The organism is Ruegeria sp. BHSA191 (genome assembly GCF_059613325.1).
Genome location: NZ_JBXWSH010000001.1, coordinates 355248 through 377887 on the forward strand (window position 1 = coordinate 355248; position 22640 = coordinate 377887).

Consider the following 22640-nt stretch of genomic DNA (forward strand, 5'->3'; position numbering starts at 1 on the left):
ACCCTCGTCGTCAATCTATCAGGAGGGACCAGTCATGTACAAACGTGCAATTGAAACCGGCGGGATCGCCGTCGTGACCGGCGCCGCCAGTGGAGTCGGGCGCGTCGCGGCACAGCGTTTTGCTCAAGCCGGGCTGGACGTCATACTCGCCGACCTTCCGGGACAGGCGCTCGACGAAACGACGGAAGACCTCAAAGCAGGCTTTGACGCGGTAAACATCACCGCGGTGCCGACGGATGTCACCTCTCAAGCCGACATGGAAAACCTGGCTGATACAGCTCTCGCCGCCGGGCAAGTCGCCGTTTTGATGAACAATGCAGGGATCAGCCTGCCGACGAAAACATGGGAGTCATTCGACAACTGGCAGAAAATTCTCGACGTGAACTTTCTGGGTGTGCTGCGCGGCGTCCAAGCCTTTTTGCCCCACATGATCGAGGCTGACCGCCCGGCCGTCGTCATCAACACCGGGTCGAAGCAGGGGATCACCACCCCGCCGGGCAACCCCGGCTACAACGTGTCCAAGGCCGCCGTCAAAACGCTGACCGAACAGCTCGCGCACGAGCTGCGCGAGGCCGGCGCACCGATCTCCGCGCATCTCTTCGTTCCGGGCTTTACCTATACCGGCATGGTCGCGTCATTCCTGCCGGAAAAACCAGCCGCCGCCTGGACCAGTGAGCAGACCGTCGACTATTTCCTGGACCGCATGGCCCACGGCGACTTCTACATCCTCTGCCCCGACAACGACGTCGATGCCGAACGCGACCGCCGTCGCGTTCAATGGGCAGCCGAGGACATCATCCACAACCGCCCCGCCCTCTCGCGCTGGCACCCCGACTATGCCGAGGCCTTCGCGAAGTTCGAAAAGCCCAAGGGCTGATCACAAAACCCGCACCCTGGGCCGCCGGTATGCCGCCGCCGGTCCCACCACCAGCTCATGCAGCGCCCAGACCAGCGCATCGACCCGGTCGGGCGAGCCCTGCCCCTCAAACCCCCGCGCGGTCATCTGGCACATCTGCTCCTCCAGCGCCTCCAACCCGGCCACATGGAACACCCGCCCCTGCTCATAGAGCGCCGCCACCGGCTCGGCCCGCGCCACCTTCCCGCGCGAGGCCCGCACCGCCCGGAACGGGACCAGAGGGTCCACCTGCCGCACCACCTCTTCTACCAACTGCCCGCCCTGATTGACCTCGGCCACCAGCCGCTCGGCCCCGAATTCGTCCATCGCGTCGATCGCCGCGCGCGCCCAGCCTGCCGGGCCCGCGCCCTGCACCGTCCGGTCGGCCAGCACATAGGCGCGCCAGTCCTCGGGCGGCCCCTGCAGTTGCGCGCCGACCACCAAGATCCCGCAGGCATCCGCGCCAGAACCGCCCGTCACCGCCGGGTCCAGCGCCACCACCACGCGGTCCAGCTCGGGCACCGCCTTGACCCGCGCCGCATCCAACATCGAGCCGGTCCACAACGCCCCCTCGGCATCGGCCAGCAGCACGCCGTCCAACTCCTGCCGCCCCAGCCGCGTGCCCGCATAACGCGCGCGCACCTCCTCCAGAAATGACTCCGCCAGGTTGGCCCGGTTCGCCTCGGTCGGCGCATGGGTCATCACCGTCGACGGCGCAGCCAGCAGATCCTTCAAAACCTTCACGTTGCGCGGCGTCGTGGTGATGCAGACCCGCGGCCGCTCCCCCAGACGCAACGCGAATTGCAGCATGTCCCAGGTCTCGCCCGCCTTTTTCCACTTGGCCAACTCATCCACCCAGGCCGCATCGAATTGCGGCCCGCGCAGCCCCTCGGGGTCATGCGCCGAAAACGCCTGCGCCTCGGCCCCGTTGGGCCAGACCAGTTTGCGTTCCGATGCCTTCCACTGCGGCCGCCGGTCAGGCGGAGAGCACTGCATGATCCCGCTGTCGCCAAAGATCATCACGTCACGCACTTGGTCAAAGGTCTCGCCCACCAGGGCCACGCGCCGGGCCTCGCCCTCGTCGAAAGGTTTGCCCCCCTCGACCACCTGTCGCACCCACTCGGCCCCGGCCCGCGTCTTGCCCGCGCCGCGCCCGCCCATGATGACCCAGGACCTCCAGTCGCCCTCGGGCGGCAGTTGATGCGGCAGTGCCCAGAACTCGAACAGGAAAGGGAGGGCACACAGCCCCCCCTCCCCGATTTCACTCAGGAACCTGTCCCGCACCGCAGCAGGCGCGGAGGCGAGCCAATCGGCACCCGATTTCAGAGCGGGCCCGCTCCAGATCGAGCGCATAGCCCCCTTGGGCAATTCCCGCTTGTCTGTGACATTGTTCGACAAAGCTTGTCTCCACTTTCTGGCAACTTCGGATCAGCCCCTCTAGCTGTCCGAGTTGTCTGGCTGAACTCGCCAGGTCTGCATCCTCCCCGGCCTCGATCCGCCTGCGCAGGTCTTCCGCCGCTTGCCGCAAACCGCGAATGGACACCTCCAACGACTGCAACAGCTCGGCCGTCCGGGACATCCGCTCTTCCGGGGTAATCAAAGTCATGTTTGCCTGTGACCTCATGCGTGAGTGATCTCCGCACGAGAGAAATGAAAAACGGCCGCCGGGTTGCCCCGGGGCCGTCGCCCACTTCTTCTAGCATGACACAACTTATACGCGAAACAGTGCGCCATGTCAAGGTGCCGCGCAACAGCGCGCAACGGGTAACGTACTGTCGGGGTTAACAAAATCTCAATTTCCACCCCCTCACACGGCCCAGCCCAGATACCACACAAGCCGCCGCTCCACACCAATCCGCCGACGCGGCTTGACATTCCACGCCGCAGCCCTCATGTGTCCCGCAGCGCTGCCGCGTGAGCACGCGGACCAGAACCGAGGTCCGACAGCGCCCCATATCTCCAGTTCCCATTCACGCAGGGTTCTCGACGCGTCGGCCGGATGCCGCAGGATTCGCCTGCTGATCCCGAGGCCACGCACAACCCCTGCCGGTCGCGCATCCCGCGCGATCAGTGACTCTCGTGTGCGCATTGCAGATGCAGGCGCGGACCACAAAGGAAGACTACTTGTTCGATTTCGACATGCTTGGCCTTGCGCCAGCCCTGAACGACGCGCTTGAACGCGCCAAATTCACCCAACCGACCCCGATCCAGAACCAGGCCATCCCGCTGGCCCTGGAAGGTCATGACATCCTGGGCCTCGCCCAGACCGGCACCGGCAAGACGCTGGCCTTTGGCCTGCCGCTGATCGACCACCTTCTGGCCCAGCCCGGCAAACCGGCGCCGAAAACCGCCAAGGCCTTGATCCTCGCCCCCACCCGCGAACTGGTGAACCAGATCGCCGACAGCCTGCGCACGCTCACCAAAAAGACGAAACTGCGCGTGGCTACCGTCGTCGGAGGCCAGTCGATCAACAAGCAGATCATGTTCCTGTCGCGCGGCACCGACATCTTGGTGGCCACTCCCGGCCGCCTGATTGACCTGATGGAGCGCGGCGCGGTGGATCTCGGCCAGGTCCGGCATCTGGTGCTGGACGAGGCCGACCAGATGCTCGACATGGGCTTCATCCACGCGCTGCGCCGGATCGCGCCCGAACTGGGCACGCCGCGCCAGACCATGCTGTTCTCGGCCACCATGCCGAAACAGATGGAGGAGCTCAGCCGCGCCTACCTGACCAACCCGCAACGGGTGCAGGTCTCGCCTCCGGGCAAGGCGGCCGACAAGATCACCCAGTCGGTGCATTTCGTTGAAAAGCCGGGAAAACCCGCCAAGCTGCGCGAGATCCTCTCGCGCGACACCGAGGCCCTGACGCTGGTGTTTTCGCGCACCAAGCACGGCGCGGAAAAGCTGATGAAGGGGCTGGTGGCCGACGGCTACAACGCCGCCTCTATCCACGGCAACAAAAGCCAGGGCCAGCGCGACCGCGCCATCAAAGCCTTCCGCGAGGGCGAGATCACCGTGCTGGTCGCCACCGATGTGGCAGCCCGCGGCATCGACATTCCGGGCGTGGCCTATGTGATCAACTATGACCTGCCCGAGGTGCCCGACAACTATGTCCACCGAATTGGCCGCACCGCGCGTGCGGGCCGCGAAGGCGAAGCCATCGCCTTCTGCGCCCCGGATGAATACGATCTGCTGCGTCAAATTCAGAAGCTGATGACGTTCGAAATTCCCGTGGCCAGCGGAACGGCCCCCGAGGCCGCGGCCACTGCCAAACCCGGTGGACGTCAGCGCAATCGGCGCCGTGGGCCAAAGCCGCTAGGCGCAAATGGCGCTGCAAACCGTCGGCGCCGTCCGCGCCGCAAATCGGCGGCGTAACAAAAGACCGGCGCGCATGCCCCCATGCGCGCCGGCCATCGAGTCCTGAATACTCGTCGAACGTTCAAACCAGACAGATCGTCTTATTCGGCCTAATCACCCTTGCTCGGGCCCGCGCGGATCAGTTCCCCGACCCGTTCCTTTCGGCCTCGATCTCACGCCACTTGGCGACATTGCGGTTGTGCTCCTGCAGAGTTTCCGCAAAGGCATGTCCGCCGGTTCCATCAGCCACGAAGAAGACATAGTCGGTCTCGTCCGGTGCGACGGCGGCCTGCAAGCTGGCCAGTCCCGGGTTGGCAATCGGCGTGGGCGGCAATCCATCGATCAGATAGGTGTTCCACGGGGTCGCCCGCCGCAGTTCGCTGCGCCGCAGACCCCGGCCCAGAACGCCCTGCCCCTTGGTCACACCATAGATCACCGTGGGATCGGTCTGCAGCTTCATGCCCTTGCGCAAACGGTTGATGAACACGCTGGCCACCTGGCCGCGCTCTTCCGGGATGCCGGTCTCCTTCTCGATGATCGAGGCCAGGATCAGCATCTCCTCCGGCGTCTCGATCGGCAGACCGTCTTGACGGGTCTCCCAGACCTGAGCGATGCGGGCCTGCTGTTTGTCCTGCATCTGCTGCAGCAGCGCGGTGCGGTCGTCACCGGGCGAAATCTCATAGCTGTCGGGTGCCAGCATGCCTTCGGGCGGCAGTTCGGCCACCTCTCCGGTCAACGCGTCCGCCGCCTTCAGCCCCTCGACCACCTGCCAGCTGGTCACACCCTCGGCCACGGACACGCGATAGCGCGTGTCAGGATTGTTCCGCTTTTCCTGGTAGGTCTCCGGCGCGTCCTCTTCACCCACCACGAACAAGGCGATTTCGACAAACTCCAGCGTCGCCGGGTCCAGTTCACGCACGCGTATCTGCGTCCGGGTCACGCCGATGCGATATTCGATCTCGGTGCCACAGGTGCTGGCGCCGCTGCGGGTGATCTCGTCGATGATCTCGGCCATCGAGGCACCTTCGGGGATCAGAAAGCTGCCCGCCTTCAGCCGCTGCGCCTTGTCTGTGTAGTCGGCGGCCAAGCGAAAGATCGTGGCACTGCTGATCGCGCCCTGATCTTCCAACTGGCGGCTGACGCCGGTCATGTTGCTACCGCTTTTGACCTGCAGGCAGATCGCGGTTTCCAGAGGGCCTTCAGCCTTGTACTGCGACTGCCCCCACAGGATCAGCCCGCCCAACAGGAACATCCCGACCACCAGCAGGGTCAGCATGTTCGAGGCCAGCGCGCGCCACATCTATTTCGCCTTTCCGAAGATCACACTGGCATTGGTACCACCGAACCCGAACGAGTTCGACAGCGCCACGTTGATTTCACGCTCGCGCTTGGTATTCGGCGCCAGGTCAATCGGCGTTTCCACCTCGGGGTTGTCCAGGTTGATCGTCGGCGGGGCCACCTGATCGCGGATCGCCAGGATAGAGAAGATCGCCTCGATCGCGCCTGCGGCCCCCAGCAGGTGACCGGTGGCCGATTTGGTCGAACTCATCGTCGCCTTGCTAGCGTATTCGCCCAGCAGGCGTTCAACCGCGGCCAATTCGATCGTGTCGGCCATGGTCGAGGTGCCATGCGCGTTGATATAGTCCAGATCCTTCGGCTCGAGCCCCGCGTTGCGCAGCGCCGCCTTCATCGAGCGCTCCGCCCCGTCGCCATCCTCGGCCGGCGCGGTGATGTGATAGGCGTCGCCCGACATGCCATAGCCCAGAACCTCGGCATAGATCTTGGCGCCGCGGGCCACGGCGTGCTCGTATTCTTCCAAAACCACGATTCCGGCGCCCTCGCCCATCACGAAACCGTCGCGATCGACGTCATAGGGGCGGCTGGCGGCCTTGGGGTTATCGGCATATTTGGTCGACAATGCCTTACAGGCGTTGAAGCCGGCAATACCGATCTCGCAGATGCAGCCCTCGCCGCCGCCGGCGATCATCACGTCGGCATCGCCCGAGCGGATGATACGGCTGGCATCGCCGATCGCGTGGGCACCGGTCGAACAGGCGGTCACGACCGAATGGTTCGGACCCTTGAAGCCAAAGCGGATCGAGACCTGACCCGAGGCCAGGTTGATCAGCGCGCCCGGGATGAAAAACGGCGACACGCGGCGCGGACCCTTGTCGCGGATCAGATTGGCGGTCTCAGCGATCGAGCCCAGACCGCCGATGCCTGACCCGATCAGAACGCCGGTGCGCAGACGCTCTTCCTCGTCCTCGGGCAGCCAGTTCGCGTCCTTGCAGGCCATCTCGGCCGCAGCGATCGAATACAGGATGAAATCCTCGATCTTGCGCTGTTCCTTGGGCGGCATCCAGTCATCGGGGTTGAAGGTCCCGTCGGTGCCATCGCCACGCGGCACTTCGCAGGCATAGGTCGTGGTGACCCCTGCGGCTTCGGCATCGAACAAGGTGATCGGGCCGGCACCCGACTCGCCGGCCAGCAGCCGCGACCAGGTTTCCTCGACCCCGCTGGCCAGTGGAGTGACCAATCCCAGACCGGTTACAACGACTCTGCGCATGAAATGCCTCTTGCCTGCTTGCTGTTTGAGAACCGCTCATACCCCGGCCAAGGGTCCGGGGGCAAGAGCAACAGCGTATTCCGCACAGGCAGCCTGCCGCCCGCCCTCGCGGCGCACACCGCGCACGGCCAAGGCAAAACTACAGGAACTGCCCCCGACAACCTGTCAGAGGCGGCCCGGACGGATTTGTTGCGTTACTGGAATTGCGCTACAGGTTCATGGGCGGTTTTGGCTACCGCCAAAGCCTCGGACAAGTCGACCGTCTTGCGGAACAGCGCCCGCCCGACCAAAGCACCCGAGATATTGGGGATGTACGCCAGACGCGAGATGTCGTCGCTGCTGCGCACGACGCCGCTGGCGATCACCGGTGTGCGCGAATGCGCGGCCAGCCCCGAAATCAGGCCCAGCTGCGCCTCGACATCCTCCATGTCGCTGTCGATATCGGTGACCAGAATGGCAGCCAGCGGAGCATCGGCAAACGCTTCGATGAAAGCCTCGGGGGTGAAGGCGCTCTGGCTGCGCCAGCCCTCGGTCATCACATAGCCCTGCCAGACATCCACCGCCAGAACGATCTGGTCGGGATGCAGCTTGGCAAGTTCCTTGACCAACTGCGGATCACGCGCCGCCAGTGTTCCGATCACGATGCGCCCGGCCCCCTTGTCGATCCAGTGTTCGATCTGCTCGCGCGAGCGCATACCGCCAGCCAGTTGCACGGGAATTTCCGCGCTTCTGATAATTCGTTCAACCAGTTCCGCATTGGTGTCGCGACCTTCGATCGCGTCGAAATCGGTCAGGTGCATCCATTCCGCCCCCGCTGCGGCCCAGCCTTGGGCAGTTTCCACCGGATCGACATGCCAGATCAGCGCCTCGTCCAGGCGGCCCTTTTCCAGGGTTACGCACCGGCTATTCTGCAATTCCATCGTGGGATAGATCCTCATGAGCCAACTCCTCTGCCCAGTCGTTCCGGATTTCCACGATAGCATAGGCGGCCGCCAACGGCCTTCGCTTCCCAGTTTCGGCAAACCGAGAGCCATTTGCGGCAACAAGCGGAAAGTTGCGTTTCAGAAACGCGCGGGCGGGCCATCCCGACGAAACAGTTTGACGGTCGTGTCGCGAAACCGGGTTTCGCGCAGTGCGACATAGCCCAGCCTGGCGGCCAGTCGCTGCGACGGCTGATGATCGGCATCTATCATCGCCACCAGCGGGCCCGGCATGATCCGGTCGAACCAGTCATGCGCGGCCTGCGCGGCCTCGAACCCGTAGCCTTGCCCATGCGCCTCGGGCGCCAGGACCCAGCCGGCTTCGGGGAAGGTGTCGAAGTCCTCGCCCAGACAGCGGTTGCCGAAAAAGAACCCCGCCTGACCTATCAAAGTGCGATTCGATTGCAGCAGCACGCCCCATTGGCCGAACCCGGCCATCTGCCAATGGCCCGCATTGCGCAGAAAGGAATCCCAGGCCTCGCCGCGTGTGCGGGGCTTGCCGCCGATATGACGCACGACATCCGGGTCGCGCCAAATGTGGGCGAACCGCTCGAAATCCTCGGGTCGCATCCCGCGCAGGGTCAGCCGCGCGGTATTGATCGTCGGGGTGGATCTTATCATGCCCTTGCCCGTTCAGAACCTGCCTACATCCAGAGCAGAGCAAATCCTGGCCGTGCGAGGCAAGCCGGAAATGGCCGGCGCAAAGAAAAACGGCGCCTCCGTTGCCCGGAAGCGCCGTTTTCCCAATAATTCAAAGCGATCAGGAAGCTTCGCTGATGAACTTCACGGCGTCGCCGAAGGTCTGGATGGTTTCGGCTGCATCATCGGGGATCTCGATGCCGAACTCTTCTTCGAAAGCCATGACCAGTTCAACGGTGTCCAGGCTGTCCGCGCCCAGATCGTCGATGAAGGACGCGTTCTCGGTGACTTTGTCCTCTTCAACACCCAGGTGCTCAACAACGATCTTTTTAACGCGATCTGCGACGTCGCTCATGTCTATTCCTCATTCCATTTCAGGGCGGTCTGCCCGGTTCTGCCCTTGCCCGCTCGGGGTGGCCTTGATTTGCCCGATCCGGGCGGTTTGGGTCCCGGGTCTCCGGGAAAGTAGAAGGCCGACCTGAACGCCCGGCCCCTAATTACATGCGCCGCCTATAGCACAGACGACGCAAGAGGCAAACGCTTTCGCACCTGCCCCGCGATGCGCCTACAACATGGCCATGCCGCCGTTCACATGCAAGGTGGTTCCGGTCACATAGCCCGCCTCGGGGCTTGCCAGATACAGCACGGCCGCCGCGATTTCCGACGGTTCGCCCATCCGACCGGCGGGCACCTGCGCCAGGATGCCGGCCTTCTGGTCGTCGGTCAGCTTTTCGGTCATCGCGGTCGTGATGAAACCCGGCGCAACCGCATTTGCTGTTATGCCCCGGCTTGCGACCTCGTAGGCCAGCGACTTGGTCATGCCGACCATGCCCGCCTTGGACGCGGCATAGTTCACCTGACCCGGGTTGCCGGTTGCACCGACAACGGACGAGATGTTGATGATGCGCCCCCAACGCGCCTTCATCATGCCCCGCAGAACGCCTTTGCACAGCTTGGCGGTCGCGGTCAGGTTCACGTCGATCACGCTCTGCCATTCCTCATCAGACATGCGCATGAAAATGTTGTCGCGGGTTATCCCTGCGTTGTTGACCAGAATATCAACGGACCCCATGGCCTCGGCGGCCTGCTTCGGCAGCGCGGCCACGGCCTCGGCGTCACCCAGGTTGCACGGCAGGACATGAGCACGCTCGCCCAGTTCATCCGCCAGTTTCTGCAGCGGCTCTACGCGCGTGCCCGACAGGCCCACAGTGGCCCCTGCGGCGTGCAAGGTGCGTGCGATCTCGCCCCCGATCCCGCCCGAAGCCCCGGTGATCAGGGCGCATTTTCCAGTCAAATCAAACATACCTGCATCCTTTTCGAGTGTCCTGTCGGACCAACTTTAGGTTATTCGCCTGCCTGCAGCGCTTTTTGAACGTCTTCCGGCGTGCCAACGGCGGTGCAGGCCACGGCCCGATCGATCTTGCGGATCATGCCCGACAGCGCCTTGCCCGCGCCTATCTCCCAAGCTTCGGTCACGCCCTGGGCCACCATGTACTGAACGGATTCGCGCCAGCGGACCGAACCGGTGACCTGTTCGACCAGCAATTGACGGATCAGGTCGGGATCGGTCACCGCCTCGGCGCGGACATTGGCCACCAGAGGAACAGCCGGCGCCTTGATTTCGACGCTTGCCAGCGCTTCGGCCATCACTTCGGCGGCGGGCTGCATTAGGGCGCAATGGAACGGGGCGCTGACCGGCAGCATCACGGCGCGCTTGGCGCCCTTTGCCTTCGCGATCTCGGCCGCGCGTTCGACGGCAGCCTTCGCCCCCGACACCACGACCTGCGTGGGATCGTTGTCGTTGGCGGCTTGGCACACGTCGCCCTGTGCCGCTTCCTCGGCCACGGCACGCACCGCATCCAGGTCCAGCCCCAAGATCGCAGCCATCGCGCCCTCGCCCACCGGCACGGCGCTTTGCATGGCCTGACCGCGGGTGCGCAACAGGCGAGCCGTGTCGGCCACGCTGAGCGCGCCGGCCGCAGCCAGAGCCGAATATTCACCCAAGGAATGGCCCGCGACGAAAGCCGCCCGAGTGACCTGAACGCCCTCGGACTCCAGCGCGCGTATCGCCGCAATCGACGTGGCCATCAGCGCCGGCTGCGCGTTCTGCGTCAGGGTCAGGGTTTCGATGTCGCCCTCCCAGATCAGGGTACTCAGCTTCTCGCCCAGCGCCTCGTCCACCTCGTCGAACACGGCTTTGGCGGCGGGATAGGTATCGGCCAGCGCCTTGCCCATGCCGATGGTCTGGGCGCCCTGCCCCGGAAAAACAAACGCGATTGTCATTGCGACCTCTTGGATGACGTCAGGTTGCGCGGGGTGTAAACCGAGTGGCGGTCTGGCACAAGCTTTGCCTGCACTCTGCATTATGGCACCCTGTCTGTGCGCAGCACGCTATTGTGTCGCCCCGCGGGGCCGCTACCTTGGCGCAGAAGCCAATTCCGGAGCGTACCACCCATGCCCCTGACCAACACCCCTGCTAGCTATGGCAGCGTGACCAAGACCTTTCACTGGGTGACAGCCCTGCTGATCTTTACCGCGCTACCGCTCGGCTGGATCGCCAATGACCTGGCACATGCGATCTCAGACCCGGCGATCCCCTCGTCCGAGGCCGACATCGCCCGCGCCGCCCGCCTGTTTTCGCTGCACAAGACCGTCGGGATCACGGTGTTCTTCGTGGCACTGGCGCGCATCCTGTGGGCGCTCAGCCAACCCAAGCCGGGTCTGCTGAACGCCGACAACAAGCCCGAGGCCTTCGCCGCCGATGCGGTGCATTGGCTGCTGTACGGGTCTTTGGTGCTGGTTCCGCTGTCGGGCTGGATCGACCATGCCGCGACCGAGGGCTTTGCGCCCATCCTGTGGCCATTCGGACAGAACCTGCCGCTGGTGCCGAAATCTCCGCACCTCGCCGAATTGATGGCCGCGCTGCATTGGCTGTTCATGCTGGTGCTGGTGGTCGCCGTGTTTCTGCACGTGGCGGGAGCGCTCAAGCACCACGTCATCGATAAGGATTCGACCCTGCGCCGGATGCTGCCGGGGCGGTCCGACGCGCCGACCCCGCCTGACCAGACACATTCTGCGGCGCCGGCAGCTGCGGCAGCGGTCGTCTGGGTCGCGGTACTGGCGGGCGGCTGGGCGACCGGGATGCTTGGCGCCGGGACTCAGGCCGATGCTGGCTCTACAGAATTGGCAGAGGTTCAATCGGACTGGCAGGTGCAGGACGGCGAATTGGCGATCACGATCACCCAGTTGGGCAACCCGGTGACCGGCCGGTTTGCCGATTGGACGGCCGCCATCAACTTCGACGACCCTGGTGCGCCGGGGCCGGCGGGGACCGCGGACGTGACGGTGTCGATCGGCTCGCTGAGCCTGGGCAGCGTGACAGATCAGGCCATGGCCCCCGATTTCTTCGACGCTGCCCAATTTCCCACCGCCCGGTTCCAGGCCGATCTGGTCAAGACCGAGACCGGCTACGAGGCGCGTGGCCCTTTGACCATCCGCGGCCAGTCCGTCGACATCGTGCTGCCCTTCGCCCTCGACCTGCAGGGCGACACAGCGCGGATGTCAGGCTCGGTCGATCTGAATCGGCTGGATTTCGGCATTGGCGAGACCCTGCCACAGGAGGATTCGCTGGCCTTTGGCGTTACCGTCGCGGTCAATCTGACCTCTACGCGCAGCGCAGAATAAGCGCGCCACGTGCATGAAAAAACCGCCGAGGCGCAGGCCGCCGGCGGTTTTCTCTTTCACATCCTGGAACGGATCAGTCGGCCTTCTGCGCCTCGATCGAAATCTGGATTGCAACTTCATCACTGACGAACGGCGCGAACTTTCCCAAGCCGAAGTCGCTGCGCACCAGTGTCGTGGTCGCATCAAAGCCTGCCCAGGGCTTGCCGGCCATCGGGTGCTCGCCCACCTGGTTCAGCTTGGCGTCCAGAACAACCGGCTTGGTCACGCCGTTCAACGTCAGGTCGCCGGTGATCTTGGCGGTGGTCTCACCGGTCACCTCAATGCTGGTCGAGGTGAAAGTTACCATCTCGTCCTCGGTCGCTGCAAAGAAGTCTTCGGACATGAAGTGATCTTCGCGCGGCTTCCAGCCGGTGATCATCGACATGACCGGCATCGACACGGTCACGCTAGACGCGGCGGGGTCTTCCTGGTCGAACATGATCTCGCCCTCAAAGCCCGAGAACATGCCGGTGGTGGTCGAAAAGCCCAGATGATTGTAGCTGAAGATCACCTGGCTGTGGCTGGAGTCCAGAACGTATTTCTCGGGCGCGGCGAAGGCAGCGGTGGCAGTGGCGGCAAGCGCGGCTGCAAGAAGGGTGGTTTTCATGTCGATCTCCAAAAATAATGTAAACGCAAACCCACTGGGTTGCTTGCCAAAGAAAATGTGCCGCCCATGGGCGGCACACAATCCATTTAAATCTCACAAGTTCTGTTCTTTTTTGAACAGACCGAGTTTCAGGCGAAAATCGTCACGTTTCCGCTCAGTTGACCCTTGAGCGCTCGGCTGACATCCGCCGATTGCAAGGGCAGCTTCATCAACAGGCTGCCATCCACCTCGAACAGTTCGACCTGGTCGTCGGCAAAGCGGGCGCCGCCCAGGCTTTCGTAGGACCGGCGCAGAACGGTTTTGGGGCGACCGTTTTCATTTTTTTGCAAAACCCGCACTTCGCGACGGATCGGATCGAAATAGGCGTCGGGACGCGGGTCCAGCACTTCTATCGTCAGCAGGCTGACCCCCAACAGTAGGAACAGCATCGAGACGGTCAGCTTGAACCCCCAGACCTCTGCACCGGAAATCGACCCCGGCATCAGCCACATCGAGAAAGCCGCGATGATCAGCGCTGCGCCGACCACGCGAAACAGCACCAGCCGCGCCTTCCAGTTTGGAGCGAAGGTGATCAGCACCGGCACCGATTTTTCATAGGCCTTGCCGGTCTGTGCCTGCTGGAACGTGTTGGTGTTCGTGACCGCCATCTTCTTTTACCCTGTCCATGTCCGTGTTCAGTGGCCCCAGTGGGTGCCGGATTTGTCGAAAGAGTCGGCTCGAAAAGCGTCAGGAATTGGGCGGCGGGGTGTTAATGGGGTGGAAAAACGGCAGCCCCAGACGCAAACCCCGACAGGTCTTGCCCCCCCGCCAGAAACGTGTATACCGAGCCATCCTTCGCAAATCGCATGAATCGCGCAGCCTCTCGTGGCAGGGTCGCGAAGGTTTCTGGCCCCGCCTATGAAATGCGCCTTGATACAAACAGGAGTGAACATGCCACTGTATGAGCATGTAATGATCGCGCGTCAGGACCTGTCCAACGCGCAGGCCGAGGGCCTGATCGAACACTTTGGCACCGTACTTGCTGACAACGGCGGCAAGCTCGTCGACAGCGAGTACTGGGGCGTCAAGACGATGGCCTACAAGATCAACAAGAACCGCAAGGGCCACTATGCCTTCCTGAAGACCGACGCCCCCGCCGGCGCCGTTCAGGAAATGGAGCGCCTGATGCGCCTGCATGACGACGTGATGCGCGTTCTGACCATCAAGGTCGATGAACACGAAGAAGGCCCGTCGGTTCAGATGCAGAAGCGCGACGAGCGCGAAGGCCGCCGCGAGCGCCGTTGATCAACGCCTGAGGAAAGGACACCAAACCATGGCCGCAAAACCGTTTTTCCGCCGCCGCAAGGTCTGCCCGTTCTCGGGCGACAACGCGCCCAAGATCGATTACAAGGACACCCGTCTGCTGCAGCGCTACATTTCCGAGCGCGGTAAGATCGTTCCGTCGCGCATCACCGCCGTTTCGGCCAAGAAGCAGCGTGAACTGGCCCGCGCCATCAAGCGCGCCCGCTTCCTCGCCCTGCTGCCCTACGCCGTGAAGTAAGGAGAGACTGACATGCAAGTTATCCTTCTGGAACGCGTCGCGAAACTGGGTCAGATGGGCGATGTCGTCGACGTCAAGCCCGGCTACGCGCGCAACTACCTGCTGCCCCAGGGCAAGGCTCTGAGCGCATCGGAAGCCAACATCGCATCCTTCGAAGCCCAGAAAGCGCAGCTGGAAGCGCGCAACCTGGAAACCAAGAAAGAAGCCGAAGCCCTGGCCGAAAAGCTGGACGGTCAGCAGTTCATCGTGATTCGCTCGGCGTCGGACGCTGGCGCGCTGTACGGCTCGGTCACCCCGCGTGACGCCGCCGAAGCCGCAACCGCAGCCGGTTTCAGCGTCGACAAGAAGCAGGTCGCGCTGGTTGCCCCGATCAAGGAACTGGGCCTGCACACCGTTGCAGTGCGCCTGCACCCCGAGGTTGAGGTCGAGATCAAGCTGAACGTCGCCCGTTCGGAAGAAGAAGCCGAACTGCAGGCCTCGGGCAAATCGATCCAGGAACTGGCCGCCGAGGAAGAGGCAGCTGCCGATTTCGAGATCGCCGAACTGTTCGACGACATCGGCTCTGCCGCTTCGGACGATGAAGATCTGGCCGCTGAGGCCCCGGCCGAAGGCGACGAAGCCAAGGCCTGAGTTCTCGACGAACCTGTTTTGGGAAAGGCCGCGCAGACGCGTGGCCTTTTTCTTTTGCTGGCCGATCGGGCAGCATTCAGCCGACGCCCTGCCCTCTGCTTGCAGCGCGGTGTTGCAATCTTATCATGGTCGCAAAGTGACAGGAGAGCCCCATGCCCGACAAATATCGCCGCGGTTTTCTGAAATTGCTTATGGTTGCGCCTTTGGCTGCGTGCGGCACCCCGAACCCGGACGTGGTATCGCGCACCGCGACATTCGATCCGCCGCTCTACCCGAACGAAACACCCCAATTGAGGGCATCGATCAACAAGTGGGCCGACCACTACGGGCTGCCACGGGAATTGGTGCACAAACTGGCAATCCGCGAGAGTACCCACCGCCCTTGGGCCGTGAACCGACCGTATTACGGCCTGCTGCAGATCCTGCCTGCGACTGCAAGATCAATGGGTTACAAGGGCAAGCCCGAGGGGTTGCTGGATGCCGACACCAATCTCGAGTTTGCCGGGAAATACCTGCGGGGCGCCTGGATGCTGTCGGACGGCGACATGGATCGGGCCATATTTCTTTATGCCAAGGGCTACTACCCCGAGGCCAAGGCGCGCGGCATGCTGGTGGAAACGGGACTGCGTCCCGACTTATCGGGGTCACCAGGCTACGGCGCGATCCGATCATGACGATCCGCAATGCGGCGATCCCGCTCGGCGGTTTCAAAAAATTCGCTCCGACCGTTGGCAATGGCACCCAAAACGACAATATGATATGCACAAAAAGCTTGCGTCTTGCTCAACACTTGACGCAACGTCGATACATTAAAGGGACAGAACCGGCATTTCGGGGGAAAATGCCAACGGAACAAAGGTTGGACTGGTGAAACTTATCGACTTGGCCGCGATTGACCATGGGGAACGGTCGGCCTTCGACATCATTGATTCTGTCTGTAACGAACTCGGCTTCGACTATGCGTCCTATGCCACCACGCATCCCGTGAAGGGTGACGTGCAAGGCTATGCCAACTATCCAGAAGAATGGAAGATACACTATGGGACGCAGGGCTATCATCATCTTGATCCCACTCTGTACCAATCGGCCCTGAGCATCGCGCCGGTCGATTGGAGCCGTTTCAACCACGATGACAAGTTCAATGCGGTATTCCGCGATGCACATGATTTTGGAATCACCGACCGAGGCCTGACCGTCCCCGTCCGCGGTCCTTACGGCGAGTGCGGGCTGCTGAGCGTCACCAAAGACTGCTCGGATTCGGAATGGAAGAAGCTCAAACGCCATGTCATGGGCGACCTTCAGATGGCGGCGGTTCAGGCGCATGACACGGTGATGCAATCGGGGGTTCTGGCCAAAGCCTTGTACCTGCCAACTCTGTCCTCGCGCGAAAAAGAGATTCTGCAATGGGTTGCCGAAGGCAAGTCACAGCAGGATATCGGAGATATTCTGTGCATTTCTCATCGTACGGTCGAAGTCCACTTGCGGTCCGGACGCGAGAAACTTGGCGCTCTGACCACTGCGCAGGCGATCGGCCGAGCCATCGGCCTGGGCTTGATCTACCCCGGCTGACCGAATTAAGGCAGAAAATTACGGGAAATCCCCAATAGTCATGTTTCCAAAGTTGGTTAATCTAAACTTCACGGTAACCAGACTGTAGGGGGATGGAATGATCATCGTAATTGATGGTATCAACCAGCACAAATTCAAAGACGTCCTGGACGAAATGTTCAAGCTGCGCGCACGCGTTTTCGGGGATCGCTTGGGCTGGGAAGTAAACATTAAGGATGGCCGGGAACGCGATCATTTCGACGACCTCAATCCTGCCCATGTTGTCAGCATCAGCGACGAGGGCGATGTTGTCGGCTGTATGCGTCTCTTGCAGACGACCGGTCCGCATATGCTGGCCGATGTGTTCAACTCGATCTTGGATGGTGAGCCGCCGATCCGCAGCGCCCAAGTGTGGGAAGCGACGCGTTTCTGTGTCGATACAAAGAAACTTGGTCGCGGACGGGGCAAGAACTCAGTGTCCTATGTTACCAGCGAGGTGATGATCGGTTCCTTCGAATACGCGATGGAAGCCGGCGTCATGGACGCAGTGGCCGTCATCGACCCGGTCATGAACCGCGTGCTGCAACGTTCGGGCAATGCGCCGTATGACTATGTCGGAACAGCCAAACCGATGGGCAAGGTTGTAGCCATGGCTGCCCTGATGGATTGCTCGGAAGAGCGGATCACGTCCATCCGGAACTACGCGGGAATCGACCATGACGTGTTCCTGAGCGACCAGCAGGCCCGCGACCTGTTCGACAGAATCGAGACAACGCAATTGTCGCCGGCGAACCGGGATCACAAACCCCTGTCCGAGCTCGAAACCTATTTCGTCGAACAGATGGCCGCGGCCAAGACCGAATCTGAACGCCAGGCCGTGCTGAACCTTATCGAGGCGCTGTCGGACCAGTTCACGCCCGAACAGAAAACAGCTCTCCTTCAGACCCCCCGTGCTTTTGCTCATGAGGCCTGACCCCCTCACCTCATAAGAACAAAAGCCACCCATGCGGAGCCGCCCCATTCCAGGCGGCTCCGCTTTTTATTTGGGGGGGTCTTCTGACACGGGGCAGACAAAAGAAAAGGCCCCCTGCGCGGGGGCCTATAAACATTCCGGTCAATCGGTTTCCGGCTGACGGAGATTGTTATTCCTCTTCCAGCGCTTCGACGGCCTTCTGCAGGTCGTCCTTGCCGACCTCCTTCTCGGTGACATCGGCCAATTCGACCACATAGTCGACGACCTTGTCTTCGAAGATCGGCGCGCGCAGTTGCTGCTGCATCTGAGCATTCTGCTGAACGAATTCGAAGAACTGACGCTCTTGCCCCGGATACTGGCGGGCCTGGTTCATGATCGCCTGGGTCATCTCGGCATCGGTGACCTCCACCTCGGCCTTCTGGCCCAGTTCGGCAAGCAGCAGGCCCAAGCGCACGCGGCGCTCGGCCAGCTTGGTGTGCTCTTCGGTGGGCTCGATCTCTTCGTGATCATGGCCCTGGACGTCGGGGTTCTCTTCGTGCCACAGCTGGTGCGCGATCTGCTTGGCTTCAGCCTCGACAAGGGTCGGCGGCAGATCGAACGACACCATCTTATCCAGCTCGTCCAGCAGGGCGCGCTTCATCACCGCTCGCGAGGCGCCGGCATATTCGGCTTCCAGGCGCTCGGCGATCTGCTTTTTCAGCGCGTCCAGATCCTCGGCACCAAATTTCTGGGCCAGCTCGTCGTTGATCTCGGCTGCGACGGGCTCTTTCACCTCTTTCACGGTGCAGGTGAACACGGCCTCTTTGCCGGCCAGGTGCTCGGCTCCGTATTCCTCAGGGAAGGACACGGTCACGTCCTTCACCTCTTCGGCCTTCACGCCGACCAGTTGATCCTCGAAACCGGGGATGAAGCTGTTCGATCCCAGAACCAGCGGATAGTCTTCGGCCGAACCGCCTTCGAAGGGCTCACCGTCAATCTTGCCAACAAAATCGATGACGACCTGATCGCCCTCTTTCGCCTTCGAGCCCTTGCGGCGAGCTTTGAAATCCTGCGCGGTTTCGGCCAGTTTCTTCAGAGCCTCTTCCACGGCGGCGTCGTCGGCCTTGACCACCAGCTTTTCCAGCTTAACGGACTTCAGATCAACCTCGGGGATTTCCGGCAGCGCCTCGTACGTCATCTCGACATGAACGTCGTCGCCTTCTTTCCAGTCCTCGTTGGTCATCTTGACCTGGGGCTGCAGGGCGGGACGGTCGCCGCTCTCCTCGAAATGCTTGTTCATGGCGCCGTCGATGGTCTCTTGCATGGCTTCGCCAAGCAGACGCTGGCCGAACTGCTTTTTCAGCAGCGCCATCGGCACCTTGCCTTTGCGGAAACCTTTCATCTCGATTTCCGGCTGGGCTTCGGCCAGTTTCTCGTTGACCTTCTCGTCCAGCTCGGCGGCGGTGACAACGATGTTGTAGCCGCGTTTCAGACCTTCGTTCAGCGTCTCGGTAACCTGCATTCTGGTAGTCCCCATAGGATTCGGGGCGCGCAAAACGGGCGCGCCGGGCAAATTTGACGCCTTCTATTTGCCCAGCCGCCGAAGGGCAAGGGGCAAGGTGCCTGTTCGGCTCCGATTTGCCGCCCTGCCCTACAAAAAACGCCCCGGACCGGGCCGGGGCGCTTGGATTGACGGTTTGACGCGATCAGAACTTCCAGCGCGCGCCCAGAACCCAGGCTTCGTTCTTGTCGAACGATGTGCCGTCGTCGAAATCGTGGTTGCGGTATTTCAGGTAGGCATCGGTGTTGATGCTGTCGATCCGCTGGACCACGGCGACGCCCCAGGATTCAGTGCTGGAGCCATTAGTGTCGAAGTCCGACCCATCATAATAGTCGATGCCGACGCCCGTCTTGCCCCAGGACACCCAGTCGCCTTCATAGGCGATCTTGGTGTACCAGAAACTCGGGTCGCTCTGGCCTGCGACGTTGTCACGGCTGCCGGCCGCCGCGGTAAAGCTGAACCCGCTGGGCAGCAGCACCGAGGCCGACCCCACGGTATCGTTGCGCTCGCCCGACCCATTGTCGAAGTCGCGCACGGCATAGGCGAGGCTGGCCGCAAACTCGACACCACCGGCGAAGGTGTTGTTGTAGTTCACCGCCACGTCGTAATAGTCGTCGTCATCGCTGCTTGACAGGATGTTTTGGCCATAGGCGAAGCTGGCCGAGAATCCGCTGAAGTCAGGGGTGTCATACCGCACGCGGCCGCGGCGCGCGCCGTCAAAGTTGCTGGTGCTATCGCCCACGGTTATGCCACTCAGGGCCCCGTTGGTTCCACGGTAGAAGAAGCCCGAGTTTTCGTCGGCCGTATAGGAATACAGCGCCGTCCCCACATAGGACAGGTCGGTTTGCGCCGCCCCGTCCGATGCCATGCTGCCCTGACCGGCCGAGAATTTACCCCAGCTGCCCTTCAGCCCGAAATCGACATAGCGGATGTCTTCACGGGTCCAGCCGCTGAAATTGGTGCCGTTCTGGTTCCACTCGGTCGAGTTCGGCAGACCCAGCGCGGTCTCGAAGCGAAAGGTGAACTCGTTCTGTCCGAAGGGCTGCAGCAGGCTCAGGCCGACGCGGCTGTTGGACAGGTCGTTGTCCAGAAGGCGGGTGTCAGTATCCTGACCATCATCCACCGAGATGATTGCCGGGCTCAGTTGCCCGTACAGAAGGACATATCCGCCCGAGTTGTTTTCGTATTTCATTTCAGCCGCGGCGGGGATCGCCGTGGTGGCCGCCAGCAGCGCTGCGGCCGAGGGAAGTCTGAGATTAAGTGTCATGTCGTTCACCATGAATGCTTCAGGTTTCGGATACTGCTCAGATGTTCAGTCGAACCTTGCGGTTCCAGTGGTCCTCCGCCCACCATGGCCGGACATTGCAATTTCGCCACACACTGCGACGCGATTACGCCAAGATACAAAGTTTTTTCAATGCTTTAACTTTTCCACTTCGCAACATCATCAAAGCTGCGAATGAATTCTGCCACTTGGCCATGCATATAGCAAACACTGGCTCTGCAATTGCGCAGGCTTGACGGCAGAAATTCGCCGGAAATCCGGTGATTTGTACTGGAAATGTCACCCAGAGTTCATACCTGCAACAGTCTAAGCACCTCCGGCAGCTGTTCGGGCAGATCCTCGGCAATCAGGCCAGGCCCGAAACTGCGGGCGCACTCGACATGCAGCCAGGCGGCGATCTCGGCCGCCGTCGGCGCGGAGAACCCGCGCGCCAGCAGCCCTGCGATGAACCCCGACAACACATCACCCGCCCCGGCCGTCGCCAGCCAGGGAACGGCGCGGTCGTGGTGGGCCGAATTGACGATACAGCGGCCATCCGACGCGGCGATGACCGTATCCGCGCCCTTGAACAGAACTGTGCAACCCGCACGCTTTGCAGCGTCGCGCACGGCATCGACCTTGGAATAGGCCGGCCCCTTGATCGGAATTTCGGCCAGCCGGGCCGCAAGATCCGGGAACAGGCGCGCGAACTCGCCACCATGGGGGGTCAGAACGCAATTCTCGCGAAGAAGGCGGAACAGTGCTTCGGGCGCGTCGGCGAAGGCGGTCAGCGCATCCGCGTCCAGTACTGCCGGCCGAGGCGATACATCGCCGCCCCCAAGAGCCACCGGCACCAGTTCGCGCGCACGCTCAAGCCCCAACCCCGGCCCGATGCAGAGCGCATTCAGGCGCTCATCCCCCAGAACCTCGGTCAGGCCCGCCGCCCCGTCGACCCGCCGCAACATCAGCGCGGTGATCTGGCCGGCCACCTCCGACTGGGCAGACGGCGGCACCGCCAGAGTCACCAACCCCGCCCCGATCCTCAGTGCCGCGCGCGCGGCCAGCCGCGCGGCTCCGGTCTTGCCGGAGCCACCAGTCAGGACCAGTGCATGACCATGCGCATATTTGTGCCCGGCACCGGCCTTGGTCAGCAGATGCGGCAGCACTCGGCAGTCTCGCGCGATCGGCGTCTTGCTGTTGTACAGCGCACCGCCTTCGCGGCGCCGGATCCCCAGCGGCTTGACCGCCACCTTGCCCGAGACGGCCGCCGCTTCGGCCAACCGATGCCCCAGCCGGGGGCATTCGAAGGTCACCGTCAGGTCGGCACCCGAATTGGCGTGCGCTTCGAACAACGGGCGGCCGCTGTCTGCGCAATATCCCGACGGCATGTCCACCGCGACCACCCGAACCGGAGAAGGCCCCTGACGCATCACTCCCAGCAACCCGAGCACTTGCTTGACTGCCGAGTCGAGCCTGCGGGACAAGCCCGTTCCGAACAGGGCATCCACCACCACCGAGGGACGCTCCGGTGGCGGACCAGTAAAGGCCTCGACGGCCTGAACGGTCCCGCCCAGCGCCGTCCACCTGTCAAAATTCACCTTGGCGTCCGGCGGCAGTTTTCGAGGTTGGCCAAAAAGATACACACCGACCTCCCACCCCCAGTCCCGCATCAGACGCGCCACCACGAATCCGTCGCCGCCATTGTTGCCCGGGCCGCACAGGACAACCGCACGCTGGGGTTCTTTGGCAAGATCGGGCCATTCTTCTAAAATCGCCTCGAAAATGCCACGCCCGGCCGTCTCCATCAGATCCAGCCCGGTGGCCTGACCAGACTCGATTGCCTCTTGCTCGATCGCCCGCATCTGCGCTGCCGTCAGCAATTCCGCCATGTCATGCCTCCTGCCGATTCAGTTTCGTCCATTTTTTGTGCAAGTCGCCCATTTTTTAAACCGCCCTTCGTTTTGCACCGCCCGGCTGGCTCGCAAACCCGCATTCGGATTGCCCCGTGATCTTAGACGTGGTGACTGCGGTTCTGACAACCATGCGAGGTGAGCCGGAATGAAAAAGATCGAAGCGATCATCAAGCCGTTCAAGCTGGATGAAGTGAAAGAAGCGCTCCAAGACGTGGGCGTGCAGGGCCTCAGCGTCATCGAGGTCAAGGGGTTCGGTCGTCAGAAAGGGCATACCGAACTGTACCGCGGCGCCGAATACGTCGTCGACTTTCTTCCCAAGGTGAAGGTCGAGGTCGTTCTGGAAGACGATCAGGTCGATGCCGCCATCGAGGCCATCGTCGCGGCCGCCAAGACCGACAAGATCGGCGACGGCAAGATCTTCGTCTCGCCCGTCGAACAAGCCATTCGCATCCGCACCGGAGAAAC

23 protein-coding genes are annotated in these 22640 nt (G+C 62.4%); 10 read left to right on the forward strand and 13 right to left on the reverse strand.

All coding sequences use genetic code 11. The features are described from left to right. The first annotated feature begins 34 nt into the window (after positions 1 to 34). Positions 35 to 877 carry an SDR family NAD(P)-dependent oxidoreductase gene (locus AC2FNS_RS01775; RefSeq protein ID WP_496711446.1) on the forward strand — a complete coding sequence of 281 codons (843 nt, stop codon included), beginning with the start codon at positions 35 to 37 and terminating at the stop codon, positions 875 to 877. Here the strand turns inward: AC2FNS_RS01775 and AC2FNS_RS01780 are convergent, their stop codons facing one another. Then, positions 878 to 2248 carry a DNA-packaging protein gene (locus AC2FNS_RS01780; protein ID WP_496711445.1) on the reverse strand — a complete coding sequence of 457 codons (1371 nt, stop codon included), beginning with the start codon at positions 2246 to 2248 and terminating at the stop codon, positions 878 to 880. Between the two features lie 771 nt (positions 2249 to 3019). Here AC2FNS_RS01780 and AC2FNS_RS01785 point away from each other — a divergent pair. Further along, entirely contained in the window at positions 3020 to 4270 is a 1251-nt protein-coding gene (locus AC2FNS_RS01785) for a DEAD/DEAH box helicase (protein WP_496711444.1), read from the forward strand. Positions 4271 to 4391: 121 nt separating this feature from the next. On the opposite strand, the gene mltG is transcribed toward AC2FNS_RS01785, so the two are convergent. The 7 genes from mltG to fabD all read right to left on the reverse strand — a co-directional run bounded on the left by mltG (position 4392) and on the right by fabD (position 10720). Further along, positions 4392 to 5552, reverse strand: a complete 1161-nt coding sequence (gene mltG, locus AC2FNS_RS01790; RefSeq protein WP_496711443.1) for an endolytic transglycosylase MltG — start codon at positions 5550 to 5552, stop codon at positions 4392 to 4394. Next, a complete protein-coding gene (gene fabF / locus AC2FNS_RS01795) occupies positions 5553 to 6818 on the reverse strand; it encodes a beta-ketoacyl-ACP synthase II (RefSeq protein WP_496681077.1) in 1266 nt (421 codons plus the stop codon). It abuts the gene before it with no gap. 194 nt (positions 6819 to 7012) lie between these two features. Continuing rightward, complete coding sequence (locus tag AC2FNS_RS01800; protein WP_496711442.1) at positions 7013 to 7756, reverse strand: 1-(5-phosphoribosyl)-5-[(5-phosphoribosylamino)methylideneamino]imidazole-4-carboxamide isomerase; 744 nt, start codon at positions 7754 to 7756, stop codon at positions 7013 to 7015. A gap of 123 nt (positions 7757 to 7879) precedes the next feature. After that, a complete protein-coding gene (locus AC2FNS_RS01805) occupies positions 7880 to 8419 on the reverse strand; it encodes a GNAT family N-acetyltransferase (RefSeq protein ID WP_496686512.1) in 540 nt (179 codons plus the stop codon). Positions 8420 to 8558: 139 nt separating this feature from the next. Next, on the reverse strand, positions 8559 to 8792 hold the full coding sequence (locus AC2FNS_RS01810; RefSeq protein WP_005982462.1) for an acyl carrier protein: 234 nt from the start codon (positions 8790 to 8792) through the stop codon (positions 8559 to 8561). Positions 8793 to 9002: 210 nt separating this feature from the next. Next, positions 9003 to 9740 (reverse strand): 3-oxoacyl-[acyl-carrier-protein] reductase, encoded by a 738-nt coding sequence (gene fabG, locus AC2FNS_RS01815; RefSeq protein ID WP_496681068.1) that lies wholly within the window; start codon positions 9738 to 9740, stop codon positions 9003 to 9005. Positions 9741 to 9781: 41 nt separating this feature from the next. Continuing rightward, positions 9782 to 10720: an ACP S-malonyltransferase gene (fabD, locus tag AC2FNS_RS01820; protein ID WP_496711441.1), complete on the reverse strand. Its 939-nt coding sequence runs from the start codon at positions 10718 to 10720 to the stop codon at positions 9782 to 9784. A 171-nt stretch (positions 10721 to 10891) separates the two neighbouring features. Here fabD and AC2FNS_RS01825 point away from each other — a divergent pair, with 171 nt between their 5' ends. After that, positions 10892 to 12121, forward strand: a complete 1230-nt coding sequence (locus AC2FNS_RS01825) for a cytochrome b/b6 domain-containing protein (RefSeq protein WP_496711440.1) — start codon at positions 10892 to 10894, stop codon at positions 12119 to 12121. 73 nt (positions 12122 to 12194) lie between these two features. Here the strand turns inward: AC2FNS_RS01825 and AC2FNS_RS01830 are convergent, their stop codons facing one another. After that, positions 12195 to 12767, reverse strand: a complete 573-nt coding sequence (locus tag AC2FNS_RS01830; protein WP_496681320.1) for a YceI family protein — start codon at positions 12765 to 12767, stop codon at positions 12195 to 12197. Between the two features lie 128 nt (positions 12768 to 12895). Next, on the reverse strand, positions 12896 to 13414 hold the full coding sequence (locus AC2FNS_RS01835) for a hypothetical protein (protein ID WP_496711439.1): 519 nt from the start codon (positions 13412 to 13414) through the stop codon (positions 12896 to 12898). A gap of 283 nt (positions 13415 to 13697) precedes the next feature. On the opposite strand from AC2FNS_RS01835, the gene rpsF reads away from it, so the two are divergent. The 6 genes from rpsF to AC2FNS_RS01865 all read left to right on the forward strand — a co-directional run bounded on the left by rpsF (position 13698) and on the right by AC2FNS_RS01865 (position 17458). Then, positions 13698 to 14051, forward strand: coding sequence for a 30S ribosomal protein S6 (gene rpsF, locus AC2FNS_RS01840; protein ID WP_149774836.1), 354 nt, complete (start codon positions 13698 to 13700; stop codon positions 14049 to 14051). A 28-nt stretch (positions 14052 to 14079) separates the two neighbouring features. Then, positions 14080 to 14307, forward strand: coding sequence for a 30S ribosomal protein S18 (rpsR, locus tag AC2FNS_RS01845; RefSeq protein ID WP_005982441.1), 228 nt, complete (start codon positions 14080 to 14082; stop codon positions 14305 to 14307). A 12-nt stretch (positions 14308 to 14319) separates the two neighbouring features. Continuing rightward, positions 14320 to 14937 carry a 50S ribosomal protein L9 gene (gene rplI, locus AC2FNS_RS01850; protein WP_496681315.1) on the forward strand — a complete coding sequence of 206 codons (618 nt, stop codon included), beginning with the start codon at positions 14320 to 14322 and terminating at the stop codon, positions 14935 to 14937. A 152-nt stretch (positions 14938 to 15089) separates the two neighbouring features. After that, positions 15090 to 15611: a transglycosylase SLT domain-containing protein gene (locus tag AC2FNS_RS01855; protein WP_496711438.1), complete on the forward strand. Its 522-nt coding sequence runs from the start codon at positions 15090 to 15092 to the stop codon at positions 15609 to 15611. Positions 15612 to 15804: 193 nt separating this feature from the next. Then, the gene (locus tag AC2FNS_RS01860; protein WP_496681312.1) at positions 15805 to 16506 is read left to right on the forward strand and encodes a helix-turn-helix transcriptional regulator; all 702 of its coding nucleotides are present in this window, start codon (positions 15805 to 15807) and stop codon (positions 16504 to 16506) included. A 97-nt stretch (positions 16507 to 16603) separates the two neighbouring features. Further along, positions 16604 to 17458 (forward strand): acyl-homoserine-lactone synthase, encoded by an 855-nt coding sequence (locus AC2FNS_RS01865; protein WP_496681309.1) that lies wholly within the window; start codon positions 16604 to 16606, stop codon positions 17456 to 17458. Between the two features lie 169 nt (positions 17459 to 17627). On the opposite strand, the gene tig is transcribed toward AC2FNS_RS01865, so the two are convergent. The 3 genes from tig to AC2FNS_RS01880 all read right to left on the reverse strand — a co-directional run bounded on the left by tig (position 17628) and on the right by AC2FNS_RS01880 (position 22151). Next, entirely contained in the window at positions 17628 to 18959 is a 1332-nt protein-coding gene (tig, locus tag AC2FNS_RS01870; protein WP_496803759.1) for a trigger factor, read from the reverse strand. A 184-nt stretch (positions 18960 to 19143) separates the two neighbouring features. Continuing rightward, positions 19144 to 20265 carry a porin gene (locus tag AC2FNS_RS01875; protein WP_496711437.1) on the reverse strand — a complete coding sequence of 374 codons (1122 nt, stop codon included), beginning with the start codon at positions 20263 to 20265 and terminating at the stop codon, positions 19144 to 19146. Between the two features lie 308 nt (positions 20266 to 20573). Next, entirely contained in the window at positions 20574 to 22151 is a 1578-nt protein-coding gene (locus tag AC2FNS_RS01880) for an NAD(P)H-hydrate dehydratase (protein WP_496803756.1), read from the reverse strand. 169 nt (positions 22152 to 22320) lie between these two features. On the opposite strand from AC2FNS_RS01880, the gene AC2FNS_RS01885 reads away from it, so the two are divergent. After that, on the forward strand, positions 22321 to 22640 hold a 320-nt coding region (locus AC2FNS_RS01885; protein ID WP_496803757.1), incomplete at its 3' end, for a P-II family nitrogen regulator.

Bases quoted from the DNA above. Each gene is read 5' to 3' on its own strand.
- mltG (WP_496711443.1), bottom strand. From the start codon at position 5,552: ATGTGGCGCGCGCTGGCCTCGAACATGCTGACCCTGCTGGTGGTCGGG.
- AC2FNS_RS01855 (WP_496711438.1), top strand. From the start codon at position 15,090: ATGCCCGACAAATATCGCCGCGGTTTTCTGAAATTGCTTATGGTTGCG.
- AC2FNS_RS01825 (WP_496711440.1), top strand. From the start codon at position 10,892: ATGCCCCTGACCAACACCCCTGCTAGCTATGGCAGCGTGACCAAGACC.
- fabG (WP_496681068.1), bottom strand. From the start codon at position 9,740: ATGTTTGATTTGACTGGAAAATGCGCCCTGATCACCGGGGCTTCGGGC.
- AC2FNS_RS01875 (WP_496711437.1), bottom strand. From the start codon at position 20,265: ATGACACTTAATCTCAGACTTCCCTCGGCCGCAGCGCTGCTGGCGGCC.
- tig (WP_496803759.1), bottom strand. From the start codon at position 18,959: ATGCAGGTTACCGAGACGCTGAACGAAGGTCTGAAACGCGGCTACAAC.
- AC2FNS_RS01775 (WP_496711446.1), top strand. From the start codon at position 35: ATGTACAAACGTGCAATTGAAACCGGCGGGATCGCCGTCGTGACCGGC.
- rpsF (WP_149774836.1), top strand. From the start codon at position 13,698: ATGCCACTGTATGAGCATGTAATGATCGCGCGTCAGGACCTGTCCAAC.
- AC2FNS_RS01880 (WP_496803756.1), bottom strand. From the start codon at position 22,151: ATGGCGGAATTGCTGACGGCAGCGCAGATGCGGGCGATCGAGCAAGAG.
- AC2FNS_RS01835 (WP_496711439.1), bottom strand. From the start codon at position 13,414: ATGGCGGTCACGAACACCAACACGTTCCAGCAGGCACAGACCGGCAAG.
- AC2FNS_RS01800 (WP_496711442.1), bottom strand. From the start codon at position 7,756: ATGAGGATCTATCCCACGATGGAATTGCAGAATAGCCGGTGCGTAACC.
- fabF (WP_496681077.1), bottom strand. From the start codon at position 6,818: ATGCGCAGAGTCGTTGTAACCGGTCTGGGATTGGTCACTCCACTGGCC.
- rpsR (WP_005982441.1), top strand. From the start codon at position 14,080: ATGGCCGCAAAACCGTTTTTCCGCCGCCGCAAGGTCTGCCCGTTCTCG.
- fabD (WP_496711441.1), bottom strand. From the start codon at position 10,720: ATGACAATCGCGTTTGTTTTTCCGGGGCAGGGCGCCCAGACCATCGGC.
- AC2FNS_RS01805 (WP_496686512.1), bottom strand. From the start codon at position 8,419: ATGATAAGATCCACCCCGACGATCAATACCGCGCGGCTGACCCTGCGC.
- AC2FNS_RS01810 (WP_005982462.1), bottom strand. From the start codon at position 8,792: ATGAGCGACGTCGCAGATCGCGTTAAAAAGATCGTTGTTGAGCACCTG.
- AC2FNS_RS01780 (WP_496711445.1), bottom strand. From the start codon at position 2,248: ATGCGCTCGATCTGGAGCGGGCCCGCTCTGAAATCGGGTGCCGATTGG.
- AC2FNS_RS01830 (WP_496681320.1), bottom strand. From the start codon at position 12,767: ATGAAAACCACCCTTCTTGCAGCCGCGCTTGCCGCCACTGCCACCGCT.
- AC2FNS_RS01865 (WP_496681309.1), top strand. From the start codon at position 16,604: ATGATCATCGTAATTGATGGTATCAACCAGCACAAATTCAAAGACGTC.
- rplI (WP_496681315.1), top strand. From the start codon at position 14,320: ATGCAAGTTATCCTTCTGGAACGCGTCGCGAAACTGGGTCAGATGGGC.